This is a genomic window from Colwellia sp. MB3u-4 (assembly GCF_014077065.1).
GTDB lineage: Bacteria > Pseudomonadota > Gammaproteobacteria > Enterobacterales > Alteromonadaceae > Cognaticolwellia.
In genome coordinates, this window is record NZ_JACGVE010000008.1 from 1 (window position 1) to 361 (window position 361).

Consider the following 361-nt stretch of genomic DNA (forward strand, 5'->3'; position numbering starts at 1 on the left):
TAACGAGCCTGTAGAATTACTCGTTTTTATTATAATTATTTAATCAAAATACTCTAACTGGATTATTTTCTTTTAACAATCAAAAACGTTTACGTTTTTGGCGATTTTAATGTTTGCATTGTTAAATATTAAATATTAAATATTAAATATTAAATAATGGGGAATGTATTTCTTACTCTATGTTTTTAGAAGGTTTTAATGGTGTGATGATGGGATTTCAAGCCCTAATATAGGCAACTTCTTAACTTCTCAATGTTATGAACAAGGCAATACAGTTGCCATTGAGTATTCACTTTTTCTTGTCCGCGCAACGTGAATTTATTCATGCCTTTATTGACGGTAATATTGCCAAATACAGGTT

General features: G+C 28.8%; 1 protein-coding gene. It reads right to left on the minus strand.

The window, feature by feature from the left end; all coding sequences use genetic code 11:
• Positions 1 to 224: 224 nt before the first annotated feature.
• Positions 225 to 361: transposase (locus H4J61_RS00025; protein WP_182182608.1), on the minus strand; the 137-nt coding region annotated here is incomplete at its 5' end.